The organism is Pseudomonas sp. B16120, assembly GCF_044218845.1.
Lineage (GTDB): Bacteria > Pseudomonadota > Gammaproteobacteria > Pseudomonadales > Pseudomonadaceae > Aquipseudomonas > Aquipseudomonas paracarnis.
The window spans coordinates 3330977-3354767 of the sequence record NZ_CP162588.1 but is presented as its reverse complement, the minus strand read 5'-3'; the positions used below and the strand labels follow the sequence as shown (position 1 = coordinate 3354767).

Annotated in this window: 21 protein-coding genes and 1 tRNA gene; 15 read left to right on the top strand and 7 right to left on the bottom strand. The window is 59.1% G+C overall.

Annotated elements, in window-relative coordinates; all coding sequences use genetic code 11:
• Positions 1-115: 115 nt before the first annotated feature.
• Positions 116-1027 carry a LysR family transcriptional regulator gene (locus AB4P90_RS15620; protein WP_058409930.1) on the top strand — a complete coding sequence of 304 codons (912 nt, stop codon included), beginning with the start codon at positions 116-118 and terminating at the stop codon, positions 1025-1027.
• Here AB4P90_RS15620 and AB4P90_RS15615 read toward each other — a convergent pair.
• Positions 1024-1929 (bottom strand): AraC family transcriptional regulator, encoded by a 906-nt coding sequence (locus tag AB4P90_RS15615; RefSeq protein ID WP_058409931.1) that lies wholly within the window; start codon positions 1927-1929, stop codon positions 1024-1026. The genes AB4P90_RS15620 and AB4P90_RS15615 overlap by 4 nt on opposite strands.
• 103 nt (positions 1930-2032) lie before the next feature.
• Between AB4P90_RS15615 and AB4P90_RS15610 the strand changes: the two genes are divergently transcribed.
• From AB4P90_RS15610 to AB4P90_RS15590, 5 genes are read left to right on the top strand one after another with little or no spacing between them, the layout of a single operon-like run.
• Positions 2033-2593 (top strand): carboxymuconolactone decarboxylase family protein, encoded by a 561-nt coding sequence (locus AB4P90_RS15610; protein ID WP_032902407.1) that lies wholly within the window; start codon positions 2033-2035, stop codon positions 2591-2593.
• Between the two features lie 39 nt (positions 2594-2632).
• Complete coding sequence (locus AB4P90_RS15605) at positions 2633-3694, top strand: acyl-CoA dehydrogenase family protein (RefSeq protein ID WP_014718596.1); 1062 nt, start codon at positions 2633-2635, stop codon at positions 3692-3694.
• Complete coding sequence (locus AB4P90_RS15600) at positions 3691-4494, top strand: ABC transporter ATP-binding protein (RefSeq protein ID WP_014718595.1); 804 nt, start codon at positions 3691-3693, stop codon at positions 4492-4494. Before AB4P90_RS15605 ends, AB4P90_RS15600 begins: the two co-directional genes overlap by 4 nt.
• Positions 4481-5680, top strand: coding sequence for an ABC transporter substrate-binding protein (locus AB4P90_RS15595; RefSeq protein ID WP_019817131.1), 1200 nt, complete (start codon positions 4481-4483; stop codon positions 5678-5680). The genes AB4P90_RS15600 and AB4P90_RS15595 overlap by 14 nt, the downstream gene beginning before the upstream one ends.
• The gene (locus AB4P90_RS15590) at positions 5677-6438 is read left to right on the top strand and encodes an ABC transporter permease (protein ID WP_032902405.1); all 762 of its coding nucleotides are present in this window, start codon (positions 5677-5679) and stop codon (positions 6436-6438) included. Before AB4P90_RS15595 ends, AB4P90_RS15590 begins: the two co-directional genes overlap by 4 nt.
• A gap of 50 nt (positions 6439-6488) precedes the next feature.
• Here the strand turns inward: AB4P90_RS15590 and AB4P90_RS15585 are convergent, their stop codons facing one another.
• Both AB4P90_RS15585 and AB4P90_RS15580 read right to left on the bottom strand, forming a co-directional pair.
• Entirely contained in the window at positions 6489-11408 is a 4920-nt protein-coding gene (locus AB4P90_RS15585) for a membrane-targeted effector domain-containing toxin (protein ID WP_395605104.1), read from the bottom strand.
• A gap of 235 nt (positions 11409-11643) precedes the next feature.
• On the bottom strand, positions 11644-11775 hold the full coding sequence (locus AB4P90_RS15580; protein WP_019817128.1) for a hypothetical protein: 132 nt from the start codon (positions 11773-11775) through the stop codon (positions 11644-11646).
• 172 nt (positions 11776-11947) lie between these two features.
• Between AB4P90_RS15580 and AB4P90_RS15575 the strand changes: the two genes are divergently transcribed.
• A complete protein-coding gene (locus AB4P90_RS15575; RefSeq protein WP_014718591.1) occupies positions 11948-12142 on the top strand; it encodes a hypothetical protein in 195 nt (64 codons plus the stop codon).
• A 10-nt stretch (positions 12143-12152) separates the two neighbouring features.
• Here the strand turns inward: AB4P90_RS15575 and AB4P90_RS15570 are convergent, their stop codons facing one another.
• Positions 12153-12533, bottom strand: a complete 381-nt coding sequence (locus tag AB4P90_RS15570) for a hypothetical protein (protein WP_019817127.1) — start codon at positions 12531-12533, stop codon at positions 12153-12155.
• A 242-nt stretch (positions 12534-12775) separates the two neighbouring features.
• On the opposite strand from AB4P90_RS15570, the gene AB4P90_RS15565 reads away from it, so the two are divergent.
• From AB4P90_RS15565 to pgeF, 3 genes are all read left to right on the top strand, one after another.
• Positions 12776-15055, top strand: a complete 2280-nt coding sequence (locus AB4P90_RS15565) for an acylase (protein WP_395605103.1) — start codon at positions 12776-12778, stop codon at positions 15053-15055.
• A gap of 214 nt (positions 15056-15269) precedes the next feature.
• Positions 15270-15343, top strand: a tRNA-Cys gene (locus tag AB4P90_RS15560).
• A gap of 233 nt (positions 15344-15576) precedes the next feature.
• Positions 15577-16332, top strand: a complete 756-nt coding sequence (gene pgeF, locus AB4P90_RS15555) for a peptidoglycan editing factor PgeF (protein WP_073452387.1) — start codon at positions 15577-15579, stop codon at positions 16330-16332.
• Positions 16333-16399: 67 nt separating this feature from the next.
• Here the strand turns inward: pgeF and AB4P90_RS15550 are convergent, their stop codons facing one another.
• Positions 16400-16969: a DJ-1/PfpI family protein gene (locus AB4P90_RS15550; RefSeq protein WP_019817124.1), complete on the bottom strand. Its 570-nt coding sequence runs from the start codon at positions 16967-16969 to the stop codon at positions 16400-16402.
• A 359-nt stretch (positions 16970-17328) separates the two neighbouring features.
• Between AB4P90_RS15550 and AB4P90_RS15545 the strand changes: the two genes are divergently transcribed.
• Together AB4P90_RS15545 and AB4P90_RS15540 are read left to right on the top strand one after the other, a co-directional pair.
• Positions 17329-18048 (top strand): DUF4377 domain-containing protein, encoded by a 720-nt coding sequence (locus AB4P90_RS15545; RefSeq protein ID WP_395605102.1) that lies wholly within the window; start codon positions 17329-17331, stop codon positions 18046-18048.
• Positions 18049-18266: 218 nt separating this feature from the next.
• On the top strand, positions 18267-18434 hold the full coding sequence (locus tag AB4P90_RS15540) for a hypothetical protein (RefSeq protein WP_014718586.1): 168 nt from the start codon (positions 18267-18269) through the stop codon (positions 18432-18434).
• A gap of 50 nt (positions 18435-18484) precedes the next feature.
• Here AB4P90_RS15540 and AB4P90_RS15535 read toward each other — a convergent pair whose 3' ends face one another.
• Positions 18485-19426 carry an aromatic alcohol reductase gene (locus AB4P90_RS15535; RefSeq protein ID WP_014718585.1) on the bottom strand — a complete coding sequence of 314 codons (942 nt, stop codon included), beginning with the start codon at positions 19424-19426 and terminating at the stop codon, positions 18485-18487.
• A 96-nt stretch (positions 19427-19522) separates the two neighbouring features.
• Between AB4P90_RS15535 and AB4P90_RS15530 the strand changes: the two genes are divergently transcribed.
• The 3 genes from AB4P90_RS15530 to AB4P90_RS15520 all read left to right on the top strand — a co-directional run bounded on the left by AB4P90_RS15530 (position 19523) and on the right by AB4P90_RS15520 (position 22431).
• Entirely contained in the window at positions 19523-19972 is a 450-nt protein-coding gene (locus tag AB4P90_RS15530; RefSeq protein WP_019817122.1) for a helix-turn-helix domain-containing protein, read from the top strand.
• Positions 19973-20083: 111 nt separating this feature from the next.
• Positions 20084-20692 carry a LysE family translocator gene (locus AB4P90_RS15525; RefSeq protein WP_395605101.1) on the top strand — a complete coding sequence of 203 codons (609 nt, stop codon included), beginning with the start codon at positions 20084-20086 and terminating at the stop codon, positions 20690-20692.
• A 755-nt stretch (positions 20693-21447) separates the two neighbouring features.
• Positions 21448-22431: a GlxA family transcriptional regulator gene (locus AB4P90_RS15520; protein WP_051661087.1), complete on the top strand. Its 984-nt coding sequence runs from the start codon at positions 21448-21450 to the stop codon at positions 22429-22431.
• Positions 22432-22541: 110 nt separating this feature from the next.
• On the opposite strand, the gene AB4P90_RS15515 is transcribed toward AB4P90_RS15520, so the two are convergent.
• Positions 22542-23789, bottom strand: coding sequence for an NAD(P)/FAD-dependent oxidoreductase (locus AB4P90_RS15515; RefSeq protein ID WP_395605100.1), 1248 nt, complete (start codon positions 23787-23789; stop codon positions 22542-22544).
• Positions 23790-23791: the final 2 nt, after the last annotated feature.

The following is a 23791-nucleotide window of genomic DNA, read 5'->3' as shown; positions in this document are numbered from 1 at the left end:
GGGAAGCTCCTGGTGATGAGGGGCCCATTGTTACCCTTGAAAAAATGCAGATAAACCCGTTAAAAGTGCTATCACTGTTCGTAATATCTAAACAATCTCCCACAGGAGCATTCTCTTGGATCGTTTTAACGCCATGCGCGTGTTCACTCGGATTGTCGAGTTGGGCGGGTTTGCCAAGGCCGCCGACAGCCTGCAATTGCCACGCGCCTCCGTAACAATTCTGATCAAGCAACTGGAGGCCCATCTCGGCGTGCAACTGCTGCAGCGCACCACGCGCCACGTCAGCCCGACCCTGGATGGCGCGGCGTACTATCAACGTTGCGTGCAGTTGCTGACCGATCTTGAGGAAACCGAGGCGGTGTTCTCCACGCGGCGCCAGAACCCTCGGGGCATCTTGAGCATTGATATGCCCTCAGGCATTGGGAGCTTGATTGTCATTCCGGCTTTGCCAACGTTTACCGCGTTGTACCCACAGATCGAGTTGGAGATCGGCCTCAATGATCGGCCAGTGGATTTGATTCGCGAAGGCGTCGATTGTGTGTTGCGGGGCGGTCCGGCCTTGGACGAATCGCTGGTGGCGCGGCCCTTGGCGATGATGGAACAACTGACGCTGGCCAGCCCCGCGTACCTTGAACGCATGGGCACGCCCACCTGCCTGGAGCAGTTGGCGGGTCACCAAATGGTCGAGTATGTTTCCCGTGCCAGCGGTAAACGGTTTGGCCTGGAATTTCTGCTGGGCAGCGAGTTGCATCCGATCAACCTGCCGAAAGTGGTTGCCGTGAACAGCTCCGCGGGTTACTTCGCTGCGTGCGAAGCCGGCTACGGGCTGATCCAGGCACCTCGTTATCACGCCCTGCGCCAACTGGCCGAGGGCACCCTGGTGCAGGTGCTCCCTGATGTGGCCGTGCCGAAGATGGCGCTGACTGCGTTGTACCCGCCCCATCGGCAATTGTCGCAGCGGGTGCGGGTGTTCGTCGATTGGCTGGTGCAGTTGTGTGCCCGGCCCGGCACCGGTTTACAAGGCTAGGCTTGCGCCCTGCGATAGGCGCCAGGCTGTTGCCCGGTAACTTTATGAAAGGCTCGGGTAAACGCCGCCACCGATTGATACCCGGCTGCCAGCGAAACCTCGGCCACGGTCTGGTCCGCCTTGAGCAACCCACAGGCGTGGCGCATGCGGATCATCAGCAGTACTTGCCCGGGTGACTGCCCGCACAATTCGCTGAAGCGCTTGAAAAACGCCGAGCGCGACAACCCGGTACAGGCCGCCATGCTTTCCAGGCTCCAGGGCTCGGCCGGGCGGGCGATCAATTGTTCCAGCAAATGCGCAAACGCCGGTGCCCGGCCCAGCGCCGCCAAGCCGCCAAGCTCGGTGTTGTCGAGTACTTGCTGGCGCAATACATACAGGAACAGCAGGTGGCACAGGCGCTCCAGCAGCGCGGAAGAGGGCGCTGGCGTGCGTGCGCATTCGTGCAGGATCAACTCAAACAGGCTGCGTGCGGCCGTCAGCGACGGGTCGCCGGCGCGCAGGATGATCCAGCTGGGCAGGGTGTCGACGATCAGTGTCGACAAGCCGGATTGAAAGTGAAAGAAACCGCAGACTAATCCCACACCGTCGGTGGCCGTGTTGTCGAGGGGCAGCATCGCACGGCGTGGGCACTCCTGGGCGCCGGCTGCCGTGGCTTGGCCGGACAGGCGAAAAGCAAAGTCACGCAGCAGAAACACCGCGTCACCATTATTCAGGTGGTGGGGCATTGGATCGCCGTCGATATGCAGCCAGCATTCGCCTTGCACAATCAAATGGAAGCTCGCCTGTGCCAGGCCGTGGGTGCTCGCGTGCCAGTCACCGCAATAACGGCCGACGTGAAACAAACTGGTGTTGAGTTCGAGGCTATCTAATAACCAATCGACAAGTACATCGGACGAATTCATCTAATGGAAAGACTCAAGAGCAAGTAATCGCTACTTTAGCCTATTGAGCGCTTTTTTTAGAACCAACAGACTGGGGCATTGAAACCCAACAGGAGTCCACTTCATGTCCCGTGTACCGTTGCTCACGCCTGAAACCGCACCGGAAGCCGCCAAACCCTTCCTGGAAAACGCGCTCAAAGCCTCGGGTTTTATTCCTAACCTGCTGGGCGTACTGGCCAACGCACCGGCCGCGCTGGAAACCTACATCACCGTCTCCGGCTTGAATGCCAAGGCAGAACTGAGCCTGGCCGACCGTGAAGTGGTGCAATTGATTGCCGCCACCAGCCACGGTTGTGATTTCTGTGTCGCTGGCCATACCGCGGTTGCCCGCAACAAAGCGAAGCTGCCCGAGGAGGTGATCGAGGCCTTGCGCCGCCGGGGTGAGTTGCCTGACGCACGCTATGAGACACTCGCCGCCTTTACGCGTGAGGTGATCGCCACCCGTGGGGATGTGAGTGACGCGGGCTTTGAGGCGTTCCGCGCCGCCGGCTACACCGACGGCCACGCGCTGGAAGTCATCCTGGGGGTCAGCCTGGCAACCCTGTGCAACTTCGCCAACGTGTTTGCCCGTACCCCGCTGAACCCGGAGCTGGCGCAATACCGTTGGGAAAAACCGGCCAACTGATTTGGCGTTGGCCCACCTGCTGTAAAAGGAGAAACATGAATGCTTGACCCAATCTTGAGCCGTTGGCTCGATGTTCAAGCGCAGGCCCTGGACGTGGGCAGTTGCGATCCACAGGAAGTGCTGCCGCGGCTGGCAGAAGCCAATATTCTGAAAATCGGTGTACCCACCCAGTTGGGCGGCCTGGGCGGTGACGTGGCGGGTGCGGTCGAGGCCATCGCCAATGTAGCCAGCCATTCCCTGGCGGCGGCGTTTGTGTGCTGGGGCCAGCGCTCGTTTATCGAGTACTTGCTGCAGAGTCCCAATCAGCGTCTGCGCGAGCAACTGATGCCTGACCTGCTCAGCGGCAAGTTGGCTGGGGCCACCGGGCTGTCGAATGCGATGAAGTTTCTGTCGGGTATCGAGTCGTTGCAGATCAGCGCCGAGCCCAACGACCACGGTTGGACCCTCAACGGTCGCCTGCACTGGGTGACCAACTTGCGCAAGAATGGCTTTGTCGCTGCGGCGGCCATCGAGCATGCAGGGGGCGGCGCGCCATTTATCCTGGCGATTCCGGATTCGGTGGCCGGGTTGCAGCGCTCCCGCGACCTGGAGCTGCTCGGGCTGCAATCGAGCAACACCGCAGCGCTTGGCCTGGAAGGCGTGGAGCTGAGTCGCGAATGGTTGCTGCACGAGGATGCGCGCAAGTTTTTACCGGCGGTACGCCCGGCGTTTCTAGGCTTGCAGTGCGGCATGTCGATTGGTTTGGCGCGGCGTTCCCTGGCTGAAGTAGCCCACCATTTGGGCGCCAGTCGCACCGTGTTGCGCGACGAGTTGGAAGCCCTGCGCGTGACCCTGGATCATCTGGTCAGCGAGCTTAAAAGCGGGCTGTTGGCCGGGCGCTTTACCGCCGAGCCGATACCGCTGTTCAAGCTGCGTATCGCGCTGGCCGAAACCGCCGCCAGCGCTGTGCAGCTTGAACTGCAAGCCAGCGGTGGCAAGGCCTACCTGACCGCCCACGGCAGCGGCTTTGCCCGGCGCTGGCGCGAGTCGGCCTTTGTACCGATCGTAACGCCCAGCCTGGTGCAACTGCGTACCGAGCTACACCGCCAGGCCAATCTATGAGCCAGGCGGTATTGACGGCCCAGGGCATTTGCCTGGGGTATGGCAGCGGGCCGGTGTTGCAAGGCTTCGACTTGCACTTGCAACCGGGTGAAGTGGTGTCGATCCTAGGCCCGAGCGGCGTGGGCAAATCCAGCCTGCTGCGCGTGCTAGCCGGCTTGCAGGCACCTCAGGCTGGCCGCGTGCAGGTATTGGGCGAGCCGTTGAGCGGCCCGCATCCGCGCGTGGTGGTGGCTTTTCAAGACCCGAGCCTGTTGCCTTGGCTGACCCTGGAAAAAAACGTTGCCTTCGGCCTGGATTTCGCTCGCCAACCGCACTTGAGTGGTGAAGAACGCCGCCGTCGTGTTGACCACGCCATTGCAGCGGTGGGGCTGGAGCCTGCGCGTCAGCAGTTCCCGGCGCAATTGTCCGGTGGCATGGCACAGCGCACGGCACTGGCCCGCTGCCTGGCGCGTCAGCCACAAGTGTTACTGCTCGACGAGCCCTTCGGCGCGCTCGATGAAGTGACTCGCGCCGATATGCAGCACCTGTTGCTCAAGGTCAATCGTGAGCAAGGCTCGGCGGCCGTATTGATCACCCACGACATCGACGAAGCGCTGTTGCTGTCGGACCGCATCCTGCTACTGGGTAACCGCCCGGCGCGGACGTTGGGCGAGTGGGCTATCGACCTGCCGCACCCTCGGGAAGAGCAGGTCGAGGCCATTGGCGCGCTGCGTATCGAGATTTTGAAAACCTTACGGCAGGCGAGCCGCCCTCAACCCAACCCCCTTGAACAACAGGAGTTTACCCATGTGTCTGGATGACCTGACCCACTCGCGCCGTGACTTTCTCAAGCTCTCTGCCGTGCTCAGTGCCGCGGGCGCCTTGCCCCTGTTGAGCAGCCTGCAGGCGCGCGCCGCCAATGAGCCCGACGCGCCGGTCCGCATCGGCTACTTGCCCATCACTGACGCCACGCCACTGCTGGTTGCCCACAACAACGGCCTGTTCGAAGCCGAAGGCATCAAGGCCGAGCGCCCGGTGTTGTTGCGTAGCTGGGCCCAGGTGATCGAGGCGTTTATCTCCGGCCAGGTCAACGTGATACACCTGCTGTCGCCAATGACCGTATGGGCGCGCTACGCCAGTAAGGTCCCGGCCAAAGTCGTGGCATGGAACCATGTGGGCGGTTCGGGCTTGACCGTATCCCCAGGCATTACCGACGTGAAGCAACTGGGCGGTAAGTCGGTGGCGATTCCGTTCTGGTACTCGATCCATAACGTGGTGGTGCAGCAACTGTTCCGCGATAACGGCCTCACGCCGGTCACCCGCGCCACCGGCAGTTCGATTGCTGCCAATGAGGTCAACCTGATCGTGTTGCCGCCCTCGGACATGCCTCCGGCTTTGGCGAGCAAACGCATCGACGGCTACATCGTCGCCGAGCCGTTCAATGCCTTGGCAGAAAACCTCAAGGTCGGTCGCGTGCAACGCTTCACGGGTGACGTGTGGCGAAACCATGCCTGCTGCGTGGTGTTCATGCACGAGCACGACCTGGCCAACCGTCCGGAGTGGTCGCAGAAGGTGGTGAACGCCATCGTCAAGGCCCAGGTGTGGACCCGCGACAACCGTGAAGAGGCAGTGAAGCTGCTGTCCAAGGATGGCCCGAACCGTTACACGCCCCATGCCGAGCCGGTGTTGAGCAAAGTCCTGGCGCCGGCGGCCAGCGACCGCGCCTCCTACGTGGCCGACGGCGCGATCCAGCACGCCAACTGGGACGAGCACCGCATCGACTTCCAACCGTACCCGTTCCCCAGCTACACCGAAGAACTGGTGCGGCGCTTGAAGGACACCTTGATCGAAGGCGACAAGAAGTTTCTCGCAGGCCTGGACCCTGCCTTCGTGGCCAAGGACCTGGTGGACGACCGCTTCGTGCGCAACGCGATCGAAGCCGTGGGTGGCATGCAGACCTTCGGTTTGCCGGATGGTTATGAGCGGCACGAGGAGATCGGCGTTTGAACAACAGCAGAATCCCCGGCTGGTGGCTGGGGCTGATTGGCTTGGCGGGTTTGTTGGTGCTGTGGTGGCTGGGCGTGAACGTGTTCGGCGAGGCTGATGGCCTATCGGCGCGCTTTTCCCTGGAGGCCACCGCCAGCAGCTTGTGGGAATTGCTCGGGCGGGGTGAGTTGTACCTGCATATCGCCGTGAGCCTGAAGCGTATTTTCGTCGGGCTGTTTATCGCGTTGTTGGTAGGCGTACCCCTCGGGTTGCTGGTGGGCAGTTCGCGTAACCTAGAGGCGGCGACCACGCCGGCGTTCCAGTTTCTGCGGATGATTTCACCACTGTCCTGGATGCCGATCGTGGTGATGCTGATGGGTGTGGGCGATCAGCCTATCTACTTCCTTCTGGCCTTTGCCGCTGTCTGGCCGATCATGCTCAACACCGCAGCGGGCGTGCGTCAGCTCGACCCGCGCTGGTTGCAGTTGAGCAAGAGCTTGAGCGCGACGCGTTGGGAGACATTGCGTCGGGTGATCATTCCTGGCGTCGTCGGCCATGTGCTGACCGGCGTGCGCCTGGCCATCGGCATCCTGTGGATCGTACTGGTGCCCTGCGAAATGCTTGGGGTCAGTGCGGGACTGGGGTATTACATCCTCGATACGCGTGATCGCCTGGCGTATTCGGAGTTGATGGCGATGGTGGTGGTGATTGGGGTGCTGGGGTTTGCGCTGGATGCGTTAGCGCGTTGGTTGCACCAGCGGTGGGTGCATGGCGGCTGATGGGCTCGAACGTTGCCTGCGTGCTACGCAGGCAACTATTTAGCGTGTTATCAGGTTGCTGGCGAAAAGATTTGCAGATCTCCCGCCAGATCGTTGTCAGCGTTCAGGGTACCCAGCGGGCCCGGTTTGGCATCCGTGGAGTTCGTGCCGTAGCCCACCTTCATGCCTGTTCGTTCGTAAACACCGATGCCAATGCCTCCGGTCGCCTCAGCCAAGCCGGTGACGCCTTGAGTGGAGTTGATGTGTTGGCGGCCCACCAAGGCGATCACTTTACCCTTATGCTTGTGTTGTTCAATGACGCGTGCGGCGTAGTAGTTGAACTCTTTGAGTCTTTTCAGGTTTCGTTCGGTTTCGCTTAGCGTCGTGTAGGCCTTACGGTCATGCCGGTGGCGTGTCAGATAAAAGTGGTCAAGGGGCACGACTTCTATTCCGGCATCCTTGAATTTTCTGATCAACGTCTGCAGATTGAATTGAGGGTGGGCGGGCCGCAAACCGTGGCCTGTATGGCCCATGCCATCGTCCTTGAGTAGTCCATTGTTGTCATAGACGACACCTTCAATGCCGACCACCTTTACATTTTTGCGCTTGAACAGGTCGATGCTTGCGTCAATTTCGCGGAACATGGCCAAATGCTGGTGACTCTCCCCGAATACCACCACGTCCGAATTGTCCAAGGCTTTTTCGATCAGGTCGGGCACTGTCTCGTAAGGTTTCGTTTCTGGAATTATGGGGCGATTTTGTGGGTTCAACGGGTCCAGTTTTTGATGGAAAGCTTCCATTTCTGCGTTGAACCGCTCTTGTGTCGGTTGCCTTCGGCTGGGTGTGAAGTGGCCTTCGTTGGGGGCGCCTTTAATATGTTTTACGTATTCGTCTTTGATGGCGTCCAGATGATCGGTTTTGTTTACGATCGTCGGCGTGTGTCCATTGATGTTCGGCGCTTTTGGGGTGGGTCTTTTGTAGGGTTGAAATCGCGTGTTTTGCCGAGCGTTCATGTGCCCCCGAGGGGAAAAGTCAGCATGGGGTGAGGGTGGCATCAGCGTATGCGCAGGATCAAAAGCTTGAGGCGCACCGTAAGCCTCCTGCTTATGCACATCGTAGGGGTACCATTTACCGTTGTGTTTGACGGCAGAGCCATGAACCCGCTGGTTGCCCACCTTGAAGGTCCCGGTTGCCGCTGCCTCGTAGCGGCTTGCGGCGCTGATCAGCGCTTCGTGGCTTGCGCTTCCCTTTAAGGATGGCACCGCACCAGCTATCGCTTCAACGCTTTCGTAAATGAGTTTACCTGAGCCCTTTAGCAGATCACCCACGCCGTTTAACGGGTTCAACTCCTTGAGCAGGGCTGGCACCATGATTTTCGTTGCCTTGAGCGCCTTGCTCACTGCTGACCCAGCCGTACCCAGTACTTTTCCGAGTTTGGCCGCCAAGCCGATGCCGGCGGTGACCAAACCGAAAATATCCAGGGTGACGTCAGTGATCCCCTCGCCGTAGTTGCCGTCCATGAAATTGACGATTGCGGAACGGAAGGGAATAAGGTCGAGCAAAAACTCTTTGAAGTTCGTCAGCTTTTCATGATTACGCTCAAAGGTCGTGGTCCCCGCAGCGGCTTTCTTGATGGCGGGATTGTCCAGGTCCAACGCCTTGAGCACGGAGTCGGCGATATGGTGAGTGCGTGGGTTCAGGAACATATACGGCTGAGGTGCCGTGGAGGGCTGTTCGCGATCCAGCTTGCTTTCCTTCAAATCACCCAGGTCGAACCATGAAAACGGCACAGGGTTGGCCGGGATACTTGCGAGAATCGATTGCCCGCTGTCAACGATCTTGACGTTGTCTCTGTCCGGATAAAATGGCTCTTCCCTGATTATCTCGTTGGAGAACTTGACAGGGGCCGCCGGTGTTTTTCGGTTGCCCCGGCTTCGGATAACGCCGTTTACCGTATCGAACTCATAGGTGGTGGTTTGTCCATTGTTTTGCGCGGTGACCAGTACCGTAGGGCTGGTGTGAAACAAGGTGTCACCTTCGAAAGGGATCATGCCCACCTTGTAACTTTTTTCTTGAAAATAATTGAGCTTGCCCTGGGTCAAGTTTTTTCTGTCTTCGGGCGGCAGGTTGCTGAGCGCGTTGAGGAGAGCTGTTTTTTTAACGGTCTTATGATTGTCCAAGGCGGTAGAAAAGGCATCCTCAAACGCTCGTTGAATATTGAATGGCGCGCTGTGGGTGAAGGCAATAACGGCATCAAGGTCCACGCCGGTATTTTCTTTCGTGAGTACCCAGCGACCCTCCATGACCCGTTCTTCCATGACGATTTCCACCAGTGAGCGCGGCGCGCTGGGCGTATCGCCATTGTATCTGGAGAACATCTTGAGCTCGAAATCCATGCCAGGGCCGAATGTCTTCACGAGGAGGTCCAGCGCCATGTGTTTACGGCTTGGAAAACTCCCGCCGATGAGCGATGAGGCTTCTATCAGCGTATCGAGTTGTGCTTTGAACAGCGCCTGGGCTTTTTCCAGGTCGGCTGGCTGATACAGGGCATCGTCTTTCGCTGGAAGAATGTCATTGGCCACGGCCCAATCCAACATCACTGCGGCTTGCGCAGAGGCGGGCACGGCGCCAGCAGTGTCGGCGGTGATCATCACTTCGGCATAAGACAGGGCGGCCACGCGGCCTGGAGTCTTGGCTTCAATGGCGGCTACTGCAATGCAAAGGTTCGCCCACGCGGCGCTGCCGTAAACTACCGAATCAGGAATGTCCTTGACCAGCAATTGCGGCGCAGTGCGTCTGAGTAACAGATGTGCGGCCGCGCCAGCGAGCTCAGGGGATTCGCGCCCCGTGTCAATCAAGTGTTGGCGCAGGCTGTTGGTGATGGTCGAAAGCGGTTTGCCCCAATGACTTTTCTGCGCCAGGTCGAAACCCGCCACATGGTTTCGCACAGGCGCCGTCAACGACTCGGGATCCAGCATCAATTGGATCGCCGCCAGCGCATAGTCGTTTGCGCTGGTGTCGGTGGCGATACCATTCATTTTGGTTTGCATGGCTTGGCCGAGAGCCTGGCCATCCTTGGAGCTGATCAGGGTTTCGAGCACCTTGACCGGGTCCGCCAGTGCCTGCTCGGAGAAACTCAGGTTTCTACCCAGATGTTCCAGTACGCCGCGCTTGGGATTCCCCTGCGGTAAGTCGGGATCGCTGTTGGCATGTTCGACGGCGGCCGTGCGCAGCGTGTCTTGTTGGCTGACATCCAAGGGGATCGGCCAGGACAGGCCCCCTGCGAAGTTGCCCAAGGGGTGTTGCTGTGCGCGTGCTTTTGCGCTTTGCGCCAAGGCCAGCAAGTCGACCACGGTCTTGGGCAATGGCACGCCGTTTTCAAGCAGGAAGGCTTCGAGGCTTACGGACATGCCAGGTGTCCGTATGTAGGCTTGGTAATGGGCTGAGTCTGGCGCGATATTCATCGGCGTATTTTTCAGCAGGGCCGACACCTCACGTTCTGTTGGGCTTTGCGGCAAGGCCTGGGCAGACTCGTTGAGTTTTTGCGCAAGGTATCGCCAGTTTTTCTGATCACCCAGGCGTTGATCCAATGCCTGGCGCGCGTCGATGCTGTTCGCGCGCTCGTCCAGCCATTGCGCACGCGCCAACAGGGCGCTGTTGCCGTCGAAATGCGGTCCCAGGTCGGCAGCCTCAGGCAGGCCCGTCTCAGTCAGAAGATGCCCCCACGGGTCGACAAGCGTCGGCTCAACGTTGTTCGACTCATACAACGCTTGCAGTGCGTTACTCACCTGATGCCGCTGGCGCTCCAGCAACTGCGGCACGCCTGTGGCAATGACGTCGCCGGTCACTGGGGAGAGGTCCTGGCTCAAGTGATTTTTCCAGTCATCCTTCAAGCCGTTTTGAACCTCCACCGGCAAACTCTGCAGTAGCTGCGCTGCGGCTTCGGGGTCGTCATTAATGCGTTGACGCAAGGTCGCAAGTGCCTTGGCCGGGCTGTCGAAGGTTTCGTAGCCATCGCGAGGTGTGTAGAGCACCGTCAGGCCTTGCTGTTGGCCAGGAAGTAAGGTGCGGTCTGTCTGTGCGCTACTGAATGGGCGTGTCGCCGACGATCCATCGCTGCTGGTGATCAGGAAGGCCCCTGCCAGCAGGCTTCCCTCTGGGCTTGGGGTATCCAATTTGAGCGGGTAGACACCGGGCCTTTCGCCATCCCTCATCGCGCTTTCCCGAGCCTGCAGGGTTGGATACTCAAGCGCCTTGTCGATCAATGATTTGGCGGCGGGCGTTAACGCACCGTCTTCCACGCCCAAGGCGGCGAGGGTGGACAGCATCTCTCGGTGGATACTGAGCAATTCGTTCTGGGGTGACTCGGGGTTGGGTTCGCCCGTGCGTGGCTCGGTCCAGAATCGGGAAAGGCTCAGGGGCAGTTCTTTTTCGATGGTTTGTGCAATCGAAAGGAGGGTGTCGCGAGCGTGCAATTGCTGGCTGCTTTCGCTTGGCGAGGCGCTGGTGTAGAAGCCGACTTCCGTGCTGGCAGTACTGGTCGAGGCCTGGGCGCCGGGAGGTGCCTTGAGCTGGCGCAGTGCGTTGAACAGGGCTTCGGTGATGCTCTGCACCGAGATTAATGTGCGTTGGCCGTGTTCATCAGTGTGATAGCGATGCACATACAGTGACGAGGCGTTTACAGGCGGTGTAGTACCGAAGCTGCGATTCAATTGCTGCTCGATAACACTGCTGAGCGTCGGCTGGCGCAGCAGCAGTGCCTGGATGTCCTGGTTGAGTTGTTGGTATTGATTGAGCAACAAGCGTTGATCAGTTATTTGAAGGCCCTTGATCAGGTCAGAACGAATCGCACTGACCGGCGTGATCGCATCCACGTCCGGAACGGCTATCGTCTGGACCGTCCCTGGCATCGGACGGGTGTGGGCAGGAGCGGCGATTTCATCGCTGGAGACGTTTCGGCGCAGGCGATGGTGGGCGATACCTGAAATCAAGTGAGTTATTCCAATGGCATTGGCCCACGCGTCCTGATGATAATCCGAGGGATGATTCTTCCTTGTTTGGGCCTCGAATGATTGGGATGAGAGCGTCGGAAGGTTCCGAAGGCGCCCGGGGAAATGTTATTAACGAATATGTAACGCGTCGGTGCAGCAACACGGGGAAAGTGGGCTTGCTGCACACAGTGAGCACGCAGGGGCAGCTCGTTAGGGCGGAGTACTCCCGAGGGGATCAGCGACGTTCGTAAACTCGGCCGCCATCATCGTGGCGATCATGCCAGCCACCGCCGCGCGGGAAGAAGAAACAACCGCCCAGGCTCAGCATGATCATCAAGGGAACCAGCAGGATGAGTCGTCGAAGCATTTCACAATTCTCCAAGGGGCTTCAAAGGTCTGTCAGGCGTAGGACAAGCCAAATCTGTTCATCGCCTGTAACATAAGACCCCGCCGACGCCGTGCCATCCCCGTAGTTGGGTATGTGCTTGGCATGCGCGGCGATACACAGTGGATACATCCTTCAGGTCCAGGAATTCGTCATGACCCAAAAGCAACGCTTGAAATACTCGCTTCTGATTGCCCTGGCTGTACTGGGCGCGATGTTCGGCCTGTCTTATCTGCAGAACACTGGCGTGATCAGCGAGAAAACCTTCCAGTACCTGGCCATCGCGATTGCCGTGGTCGTCGTGGTGATCAACGGCATCATGCGCCGCAAGGTCAAGCCTAACTTCTGACGCGTGTCAGTCAGGCACGACCTTCGAGTACCTTGGCAGCCTCTTCATGGAGGCTGTAGCTCTTGTCGGCGTTCAGGGTGATCACACCCTCGCTGCACAGACGCTTGAGTACCTCGCGCACGCTGAGAAACGACAACGGAATGCCCAGCTCCAGCAGGTGGCTGTGCACGCCGCGTACCCCGAGGGTGCGCTGGTTGGCGGCAGCGGTGAGGAGGGCGTCGATGACCTTCAGTCGAATCAGGCTGGTGCGCAAACCGAAACACTTGAGTAAGTGGCGTATGCGCTGGTTGCCTTGCTGTTCGGGCGCGTTGCCGAACGCCTGTGTATCGTTGCCAAAGTGAGTATCGGTGGCCTTTGAATGTCCATCCGTGGGCACTTGCGGGTTATACATGCAAAAACTCCTTTTCTTTTCAGAGCCTGATCAGGAAAAGATGGTGCTCTTGAGTAATAAGACGAACGAGTGAGGCAAATCATGAAACGATGAATGTAGAAAATTTGTCGGTATCAGATTTGTCACCTTTCAAGCGCTGACGATATACAGCCTTGTGCGGCTAAATTATTCCGGTCGATTTGCGTTCTTACGGTGGGGTAACCATCCCTTGTGAGGGTGTTCAATTTGACTGTGGAGTCGGCGTGATTATTTCCAACGGGTTGTCCAGAGTGGGCGTGGCAGGGCTGTTGCTGGGGTTGAGCCTGGCCGTATCGGCACGGGAGCAAGTGACGCAGGCGTCGGCGGATATCCGGCGTACCAGTTATGGCGTGCCGCATATTCGCGCCTTTGACGAGCGTGGTCTGGGGGTGGGTATGGGGTACGCCTATGCCCAGGACAACCTGTGCTTGCTGGCCAATGAAGTGGTCACGGTCAATGGCGAGCGCGCCAAGTTTTTCGGGCCGGACCAAGCGACCCTGGAAGAGCGCAACAACCTCGCCAGCGATGTGTTCTTCAATTGGTTGAATACCCCCGAGGCAGTGGCGGCATTCTGGAAAGCCCAGAGCCCGCAGATGCAACAGCGCCTCGAAGGGTACGTGGCCGGCTACAACCGTTACCTCAAGGAGCAGGGCGCACCCGCGCATTGCCAGGCCGCGTGGGTACGGCCCTTGGTAGTCCAAGACCTGGTCAAGTTGACCCGCAGGCTATTGGTGGAAGGGGGCGTCGGCCAATTCGCCGAAGCCCTGGTCGGGGCAACACCACCCCAAGCCACCGCCGATGTCCAATCCGACGCCAAAGGCTTTGCACTGGCCGCGGCCAACCAGCAACGCTTCACGCTGGACCGAGGCAGCAATGCCGTCGCCGTGGGCCGTGACCGCTCATTCAATGGCCGTGGCATGCTGCTGGCCAACCCGCATTTTCCTTGGCTGGGCGGCATGCGTTTTTACCAGATGCACCTGACCATCCCTGGCCAGCTGGATGTGATGGGCGCCGCATTGCCAGGGCTGCCCGTGGTGAACATCGGTTTCAACCAGCATGTGGCGTGGACCCACACCGTCGACACCTCCAAACACTTCACCCTGTACCGCTTGACCCTCGACCCCAAGGACGCCACCCGTTATCTGCTGGACGGCAAGTCCATCCCACTGGAAAAAACGGCCGTAACAGTGCAGGTCAAGCAAGCTGACGGCAGCCTCAAGGCCGTGTCCCACAACGTCTACAGTTCGCAGTTCGGCCCCGTGGTGCAATGGCCGGGCAAGCTCGACTGGGACAGCCACTACGCCTTCAGCCTGCGCGACGCCAACCTGAGCAACGACCGGGTGCTGCAACAGTGGTACGCCATGAACCGCGCCAGCAGCCTCAAGGAACTGCAAAGCTCGGTGCATACCCTGCAAGGCATCCCCTGGGTCAACACCCTGGCCGCCGATGACCAGGGCCAGAGCCTGTACATGAACCTGTCGGTGGTGCCCAACGTCAGCGCCGCTAAACTGGCAACATGCAGCGACCCACGGGCCGGCCTGCAAATGATCATGCTTGACGGCGCCCACAGCGCCTGCGCCTGGGATATCGACCCGCGCGCGGCCCAGCCCGGTATCTTTCCGGCCGACCAGTTGCCCCAACTGCAACGCACCGACTACGTGCAGCACTCCAATGATTCTGCCTGGATGGCCAACCCCAAGGCGCCGCTGAGCGGCTTCTCGCCGGTGATCAGCCAGGACAACATCGGCCTCGGCCCGCGCGCGCGCTTCGCGCTCCAGCGCCTGCAAACCCTTGAGCAGCAGCCGATCACCGTCACTGATCTGCAAGACATGGTCATGGACAACGAGGTGTACCTGGCGGGCCAGGTCATGCCCGACTTGCTGACATTCTGCGCCAACCAACTCGGCACCGACGCCAACGCGCTACAACCGCTGTGCACCAGCCTGAAAAACTGGGACCAGCGCGCCAACCTCGACAGCGGCGTGGGCCTGGTGCACTTCATCAACCTGATGCAACACCTGCAGCAAATCCCCGATGCCTGGCGCGTGGCCTTCGACCCGGCCCATCCACTGACCACCCCAAGCGGCCTCGCCATTGACCGCGCCCCTGTCGCCAAGGCCCTGCTGGAAGCCATGCTGGCCTCCAGCGCTGAGGTCAGCAAATTGGGGCAGACCCGCTGGGGCGATATCCAAGTCTCCGGCCAAACCCCCATCCACGGCGGCCCGCAAGAACTGGGTATCTACAACGCCATGCAAACCGTGCCCCGCGCCGACGGCAAACGCGAAGTCGTCAGCGGCACCAGCTACCTGCAAATCGTCAGCTTCGACGACAAAGGCCCCAACGCAGTCGGCGTCCTGGCATTCTCCGAGTCCAGCAACCCGGCGTCCGCTTATTCAAAGGACCAGACCCAAGGCTTCTCCGAGAAAAAACTGCACCCGTTGCCCTTCACCGAAGCCCAGATCAAGGCCGACCCGCACTACCAAATCCAAACAGTGAAGGAGTAGGGCAGACGCGCAACCCCTTGATGCCAAGGCAGAATATTTTTTGAAATCAAGGGGTTGCAGGCCTAGGCAAATGAGTACATAATGGCGCCCATCGAACGCAATGAAGCATTAAAAACTTCAATGTATTCAATGGTTTAGAGTAGAGGCAGGCATCACGTAGCCCACTCAAGTTTGTATGCGGTGAATGTCAGCAACAAGGGCATTGATCGTTTGAGGCCGAGTAGCAAAATGGTTATGCAGCGGATTGCAAATCCGCCTACGCCGGTTCGATTCCGACCTCGGCCTCCACTCTTAGAAACCCCGTAGATTAGCGTCTACGGGGTTTTTTAATGCCTGCGATTTAGTCATCGCTTCCGCAATTTTCCGGATCGCTTGCGTAACCCTGCCTTTTTTCAGCAAATTTGAGACGCCGTTAAACGTGGGCTCACCTCATCCGAAACATAGAGTTCTAAGCGAACTTGACCCATCCCTCTTACGGATGATATGCCGGTACCCGGGTTGCCGTCGATAGGATCTGCTCTATGACCTACCTGTCTTCGTTGCTGCTCGAAATCCCCGGCGTGGACCACGGTTTCGAGACTTCGGGAAATTTAACGCTGCCGGAAGGAACACTTTACTGTGCTCAGGTTCACGGTACGCACATCGTCGATGCTGACGGGAAAGGACGAGATGAACGTCCTGTCGCCGATGCACTATTCTCAAGAGGAGTCCAGGGTGCGATAGCGGTCATTACTGCCGATTGCTTGCCTGTTCTGGTTGCTTCGGTTGATCAACCACTTGTAGCGGCAATCCACGCCGGATGGCAGGGTTTGAAAGCAGGTATTCTCGGTCATTCGATCGGCCGGCTAGAGAAAGAAGGTGCTTCTCTTGCGGGATTGAGAATAGCGATAGGCCCATCTATCGGCCCCTGTTGTTATGAGGTGAGCAGGAAGTTTGTCGAAGGTATTGAACATGTCGACAGCCATCTTTGGCAAAACGATTCTGCGCCGTGGACCCCCTATCGCGTGCCACCGGCGAGTGTGCCTTGGGTCGAACCTGAGATCACACATAATGAAGCCTGGTTTGATCTACGAAAATATGCGCTGCGCCACTTGGTGGCGAGCGGTGTGAGTATTGAACAGATTCAGGTGCTCGAACATTGTACTTATTGCCACAGCGCTGATCTGGGCAGCTATCGGCGGCGGAGCCATCAAGTCGAGCCTAAATCCTTCCAGTATTCCTGGATAACGTTCTCGGAATCCGGTTCATTGAATGGCGATTTCAGTCGTTCACAATAGGCAAAAATCGTCCATGGGCGGCGACTCGAACACATCACCTAACCGGCTGTTTTGTAGGACGACGCAGTCACCGATGTTCCGCTGCCAACATTGATCTGAATTGAGAAGTGGTCTCGCAAGATAGCCCGGCAGCTTCGAACACTGCGCAGGTGAAGCTAACGGGTGCAGGGCCTGGAGCAGTTATGATGCGGTCTGCAACCACAGCCACTGGACTGCTTCGATAAAGCGTGCCCCCCTTATAACCCACGGCATTCTGTTGCAGGAAGTCAGCGCTGTTCGATGTATGAGGAACGGTGTCGAGAAGGCTGGCCCTGGCGAGTGCCAGCGTTCCTCCACAGATACCGGCAATTGTCGCTCCACTTGAACGACTAGCATGAAGAAACGCTCGAATATCGGGTGCTTCTGCACGCTCCCAGACCATTCCTCCAATCACGGCTACAACGTCCGGCTTCCAGTCCAGACATTGTTGCAAACTGCTATCGACCGTTACCGCCAATCCACCCTGCGAGCGAAATTGCCCCGTAGCAGAAGCGAAAAACCTGACGTCGATCCCGTAATACGGAGACGCAGTTCCAGCAATGAAAGCGTATTCCCAGTCCGAAAAACCGGGTGTCAGTATCAATCCCACGCGTGGCATCAGTCAGAATCCTCCATGAATGCCAATAACATAGGGCGACAACACACATACATCAAGGGCAGCCGTGGGTTGATAACGGCGCGTCATGCGTGAAACTGATCGAAGCAAATGATGTCCGATTGCTATCGGCCAAGGAAGAGGTCCGCCAAGCGCGCATTGGGTCTACGCTCAGTAAAGCCTCAAGCGACCTCCTCATGCCGGTTCAGCCGCGCGCTTATCCTGCCAGCGCAGGATAACGCCCGGGCTCATCAAAGCTGACAGAGTGAACCATGAAACAAAAAATTCTTCTTGTAGCCGTGTGTGCTGCACTCATCCAAGGCTGTGCCGCCCCTTCCAAAAGCCATGAAGAATCACCTTCGATGCCAACTACCTCAGCCGCTATAGCCCAGCCAACCTTATCTGCTTACGACTGGAACCTGGTCTCGGCAACGGACGCGTCGGGCAAGCCTCTTGTGGCGATGAACAAAGGCATCGAGCGCAAGTTGCGCGTTGCCTTCGGTGACAAGAACCTGAGCATCAGCGGTGGCTGCAATCGTCAGTTCGGCGGCTTTCACTATCAGGACGGGGTTCTGAAGGTTCAGCCACTGGCCTCTACGCTGATGGCCTGTGACAAGAGCCTGATGGACCTTGATGCCCAGGTAGGGCGGCTGTTCAAGGGTGAGCTGCGCGCTGTGATCACCGGCGATAACGTGGCGCCGATGCTGCAACTGACGACAGCGGATGGCTCGGTGCTCAAGCTGCAAGGCGAGGCCACCCCGCAGACCCGCTACGGTAGCGAGGGTGAGGTCAAGTTTCTGGAAGTGGCGGCCAAGACGGTCAAGTGCAGCCATCCTTTGATTCCAGATTATCAGTGCCTCCAAGTGCGCGAGCGTCGTTATGACGACGCGGGCCTGCAACTGGCGACCCAAGACACCTGGCATCCGCTGTACCAGCCTATCGAAGGCTTTGTGCATCATGACGGCGTGCGCACTGTGCTGCGGGTCAAACAGTACGAATGGAAGAATCCGCCAGCGGATGCGCCTTCGACGGTCTACGTGTTGGATATGGTGGTCGAGCAGGACGCTTCAGGCAGCAAATAAGCGAAAAGAAACCCCGTAGATTCGCGTCTACGGGGTTTTTTATCGCCTGTGATTTATCCGTGTTTTCGACGAGTGACACGTCTAGATCAAGGGTTCTGGGTCGAACGGGGGTTGTCACCTGAGCTTTTGCAGACTACCCTGAAAATGTTTGAATTATTACAAACAATTTCGGTGTGGCTGTTTTTTCGGTCACACGGCTTCAGGACGAGGAACGAAAAATGTTTTCACATGAAGGTACCGCACTAGAGCTGTTGGTCTTGGTTTTTGGCGTCACTGGGGTGTTGTTGGTCGCCTGGTTTATTCACCATCAATACGAGCTCAGGTCGCGCAAGCATGTAAAAAAACAACATGCCTCTGACCAGCAGCGTGAAGCTCAAAGCCGCTAACCGTCCCTTCACCTGTGCCAGCCTTTACGGCTGGCTTCAGAATCCGACTTTCAATGGCCTGCAAGGTTTTCCCGAGCCCACTGCTCGGCAGTGGTGACCGGAATCGACTGTTGCTCGTTGAAGGTGGCCGCCTTAGGCCAGGCCACACCCTTGCCTTGTGCGAATACGGCACGGTACTTCTTGATGTGGTGTGTGGGGTCTTGCTCCAGTGCCTGCATGAGATAGTCAACCGTCCACACGTTGCGTTTGAACGGGCGATCCAGAACACGCTCCAGCATGCTCGCAACCTGCCCATACGTCACGGTGTCGCCGGCCAGGTAGACAATCTGATTGCGCAGGCGGGGTTCGAAGAACACGATGTGTGCTGTCAGCGTACCGATGTCGTCCGGTGTGGTGAGCGTCACGCTGTTCTCCAGACTGCCCAGGGCGTTGACTGTGTTGTTGTCGAAGTCGACGACCTCGAACACCGGCTCGAACAGGAAGCTGGTGAACATGCCTGTCGAGATGATGACCCATTCAGTGTTGTGCTGGGCGCGCAGCAACTCGCGCACATCGAGCTGGGCATCGAACAGATCCTGGGGGCTGCCCCGACCAATTACTTCGAAATCCACGCCGAACTGCCAGGGGAAGTAGCGATTCACGCCGGACTTGAGCGCGGCGGTCGCCAGCTTCATCGGGGTTTCTCGGCCCGCGACCATGCCTGCGCAGCCGATCACGGTATCGAAGCGTGCGAAGACCTTGGCAAGTTGATCGATTGAGTCGTTCACCAAGTCTGCGGCGACCATCTGGATGCCCAGGCTGCGCAGCTCGTCGACCTCTGCCTTTTTTTCGGGCATTTGCGTGTTGATGGTCGATTCCCTGAGCAGCACGCTAATAGTGGAACCGGGCGCGCGTTTGGCCTCACGCGCCAGGTTGCGCAAAACCGGCAGGCCGAGTTCGCCGGCGCCTAGAACGAGGATCGATTGAGAGGGAAGTGGGGGCATTTCAGGCATGATTTCTCCGCAGACCTGTTGGCGATAAGATGAGCCCATGCTGGCACGATTCGGCAGCGCTCATAAGAAGGCACACGTGTGATACCAGGGGTAGAAATGACCGATCATGAAACGCTCAGCCAGGCAGAAATTATCTGCCAGTCGCTCAGGGAAGAAGACGATGGCGTCAGGCGTGAAGTCCTGGCTCACGCCGGTAGCCGCTGGTCATTGGGCATCCTGCATGCCTTGGGTGTGTACGGTGCGATGCGTCATGCCGAGATAAAACGGCAGATGACGGGTGTGACTCAGCGCATGTTGACCAAGACCCTACGCGCCATGGAGCGCGATGGTTTTTTGGTTCGACGCGAGTTCGGTGAGATTCCGCCACGCGTCGAGTACGAGCTGACGCCCCTGGGCAGGGAGCTTTTGATTCGCATGTCGCCTGTCTGGACCTGGGTGGTCGAAAACGTGGAGGACTTTCGCAAGGCGCGGCGTATGTTCGACAGTCAGGAGGGCAAAAAACCGGCATGGCAGGTTCCCACACCGGTTCCCGACGCGTCTCGGTAAGCGCTTAGGCTGTGCAAGTGTATGCCTCGATCCACCCCTAGCTGTACGGGGCGCAGCGCGCCATAACCCACTACTGTCGCAGGCACATCACCACCGCTTGGATGCCGCGCCATGTTCATGTCTACCAGCCTGTTATCAGCCTTCGTGCTGTTCGCTTTTGTCTCTTCGATCACCCCAGGGCCCAACAACACCATGTTGCTGGCCTCAGGCGTGAATTTCGGCTTTCGCCGTTCGATGCCCCATGCACTGGGGATCAGTATCGGCTTCATGCTGTTGGTGATCTGTGTGGGGCTGGGCTTGGGCGAGGTGTTCAAGCTGTTTCCGTGGGCCTACACGCTGTTGCGTTATGTCGGCGCCGCGTATTTGTTGTATCTGGCGTGGAAGATTGCCAATGCGGGCGGTATGTCTGATAACCAGGATGAACATGGCAAGCCGATGACCTTCCTCGGTGCGGCGGCCTTCCAGTGGGTCAATCCCAAAGCCTGGATCATGGCGTTGGGGGCGATTACCACCTACACGCCGGCCGAGGGTTATGTCACCAATGTGCTGGTGATCGCCCTGGTGTTTGCGGTGGTCAACCTGCCGAGTGTGTGCGTATGGGTGGGGTGTGGCAGCGGTTTGCGCAACTTGCTGCGCGAGCCGCGCTGGTTACGGATGTTCAACTGGTCCATGGCCGGGCTGTTGGTGCTGTCGCTGTATCCGATGCTGTTTGTGGGCTGAGGCGGGCGTAGGTAACCACGATGCGAAGCCTGCGTTCGGGCACACCGAGCCAAGGCGAGGTGCCGAGGGTGGGGCAAGAGCCCTTTGGTTACTTTGGGCTGGGCCGGCATTCCGGCTCTTTTCCAAAGTGACCCGCCGTCAGGCGGAACCCTAAGTGGCCGTTACCGCAGCAATGGATATGCACACAATCCAATTGTGTCGGCTGTCAGGCCGCCTTCGCGAGCAAGCCCGCTCCCACAGTTTGATCGCGGGGTGTCAGGTAGATAGGCGTCGGCTGTCAGGCCGTCATCGCAGGCAAGCCAGCTCCCACAGTTGGATCGTGGGGCGTCGGGTATGAGGCCGTCACGGGAGCAAGCTCCCTCGCCACGTTGATGCGGGCTTAGACCGGTGAGATGGTCGCCAACATGCCGATGCCAATGGTCAACACCAAAAAGCCGAACAGGAAAATTGCCATCTTGGTCATAAGGCCTCCGAGGGGAAGGGGACGACAGGAATGTCGGGATGGGGCTATTGTCCGCCTCAAGCGGTTTTCAATACAGGCGCAGATTGAAAAGAAAAAACCGTATCAGATCAGCGCGCAGCGCCTGGGCCGTGGCTTTTGAAGCGAACAGTTTTTATCAAGATCAGTGCAATGGCCGCTACCCGCCTTGAGCGTCACCTGAGACAGCCACTGCATTTGCCCCTAAGATAGCGCCCACTGCACAACAATAAGCGTGGGCCGACCCTCGATGGAAAGACGCCAGTTCAGCGGTGGCATGCAAGGCAAGAACCTGCGCTACCTCAGTGATAACCCCCAGCAATCAACCTCGGTCACCCGTGTCGGTTTTTTGCTGCTCGAACACTTCTCTTTGCCGGCCTTCACCCAGACCCTCGACACGCTGGTGACCGCCAACCTGTTGCGCCCTGATCTGTTCGCTACGCGCACTTTCGGGTGGGGCGAGGGCGAAGTCATCAGCGACTTGGGCCTGATCATTCGCCCGGATGCGAACCTGATGCTGGCGAGCTTGCAGGACTTGGACCTGTTGGTGATCTGCGGTGGTTTTCGCACCGAACTCAAGGCCAGCGAGCCATTTGTCCAATGGCTGCGCAGTGCGGGTGAAGCGGGCGTGCGCCTCGCCGGTTTGTGGAACGGCTCGTGGTTCCTCGGGCGTGCGGGGCTGCTGCAGGGTTATCGCTGTGCCATCCATCCCGAGCATCGGCCGGCACTGGCCGAAGTGTCCAAGGCGGCGCAGGTCACCAGCGAACCCTACGTCATCGACCGCGACCGCCTCACCGCGTCCAGCCCCTCGGGGGCTTTCCATATGGCCCTGGACTGGATCAAGAGCCTGCATGGCAAAGCCTTGGTCGAAGGCATCGAAGATATTCTGGCGTTCGAAGAATCGCGCTACCGCCGCATCAAACCCACCGAAAACATCTGTGTCAGCGCGCCGCTGCGCGAGGTGGTGAAGCTGATGGACGCCAACCTCGAAGAGCCCCTGGAACTCGATCAGCTCGCCGTCTACGCCGGCCGTTCCCGCCGCCAGCTGGAGCGCTTGTTCAAGGAACAACTGGGTACCACGCCGCAACGCTACTACATGGAATTGCGCGTCACTGAAGCGCGACGCCTGTTGCAGCACACCGAGTTGTCACAGGTGGATGTGCTGGTGGCGTGCGGGTTTGTCTCGCCGAGCCATTTCAGCAAATGCTACAGCGCGTATTTCGGCTATCGCCCCTCCAAGGAGAAACGGTTGGTCAAGTAGCAGGTCGAGCCCTGGGCGATACAGACTCTGCGGTGCTTCAGGGGCTGCGAGGCGATCCCTTCGCAGCCTCGCCGGGGCTCGACAGCTCTCACATTGGGTTCTCGGTATTCTCAGAATCGCTCCAGGCGGTAGAGGTGCAATTGCGGCACCCGCTCACCCGCAGCAAGCTGCCCAACCCGCTCGGCCGTCACCGCCGCTTGTGTCAGCCCCAGATGCTGGTGACCGAACGCAAGCAGCACTTTGCCTTCGCACACCCGGTCAATGATCGGCAGCGAGTCGGGCAGGGAAGGGCGAAACCCCATCCAGGGCGTGGCTGCGCTGTCGCTCAAGTCGTGTTGGAACAGCCCTTTGCTCAACCGGTGCAACTGCCAGGCCCGTTGCATATTGGCCGGGCGGTCGAGGCCGGCGAATTCGACCGTGCCGGCCAGGCGTAGGCCACCGGTCATGGGCGTCATGATGAATTTGCGTTCCAACGAAGTGACCGCGAATGGCAGGCGCTGTTGTTCGTGGGGCAGCATCAGGTGGTAACCGCGTTCGGTGTCCAGCGGCACCTGTTTGCCGGTGAGAGCTGCGGTGAGTTTGGCCGAGTGGGCGCCGCAGGCGATCAGCACTTGCTGCGCTGTCAGTACGCCTTGGTCGGTCGTCAGGGAAATGCCGCTACCCTCCACGCGTCCGTCCAGAACGCGCTGCTGAAGAAATTGCACCCCCTCAGCCTTGGCCGCGTTCACCAGTTCGCCAACCACCGTGTACGGGTCCAGAAAGTGTCCGGTAGCGGGGAAGAACAACCCGCCTTGTATGGCGTCGCTCAGTTGCGGCGCAGCCTTGCGCACCGCATCGCCGCTCCAGAAGTCCACGGCGACGCCTTGTTGCCGCATGCGTTGCTGCACTGCATCCAGTGCAGCGCGGGATTCGCCGCGCTCATACACCAACAGCGAACCGTCTTCACGCAGCAATGGCGCTTGCCCAATCGATTGCAGCAAGCGTTGCCACGCGCCCAGGCTGCCTTCGTTCAGCGCGCGAAGGCCGGCTACGGTGCGCTGATAACGCACTGGCCGCAGGTTCAGCAGCAGGCGAATAAACCAGGGCAGGGCGCGGGGCAGATAGGTCCAGTCCAGGCGCAGCGGGCCCATGGGGTCCAGGAGCATGGCGGGCAAGCGCTTGAGGATCGACAGGTCGGCGATGGGGAACACCTGCTCCGTTGCCAGGTGGCCGGCGTTGCCGTAGGAGGCGCCCATGCCGGGTGCCTGCGGGTCGAGCACGACGACTCGGCGGCCTTGGCGTGCCAGCTGCAAGGCGCAGGCGACGCCGATAATGCCGGCGCCGACTACTACGATGTCTGCTTGCTTGGGATCGGCCATGA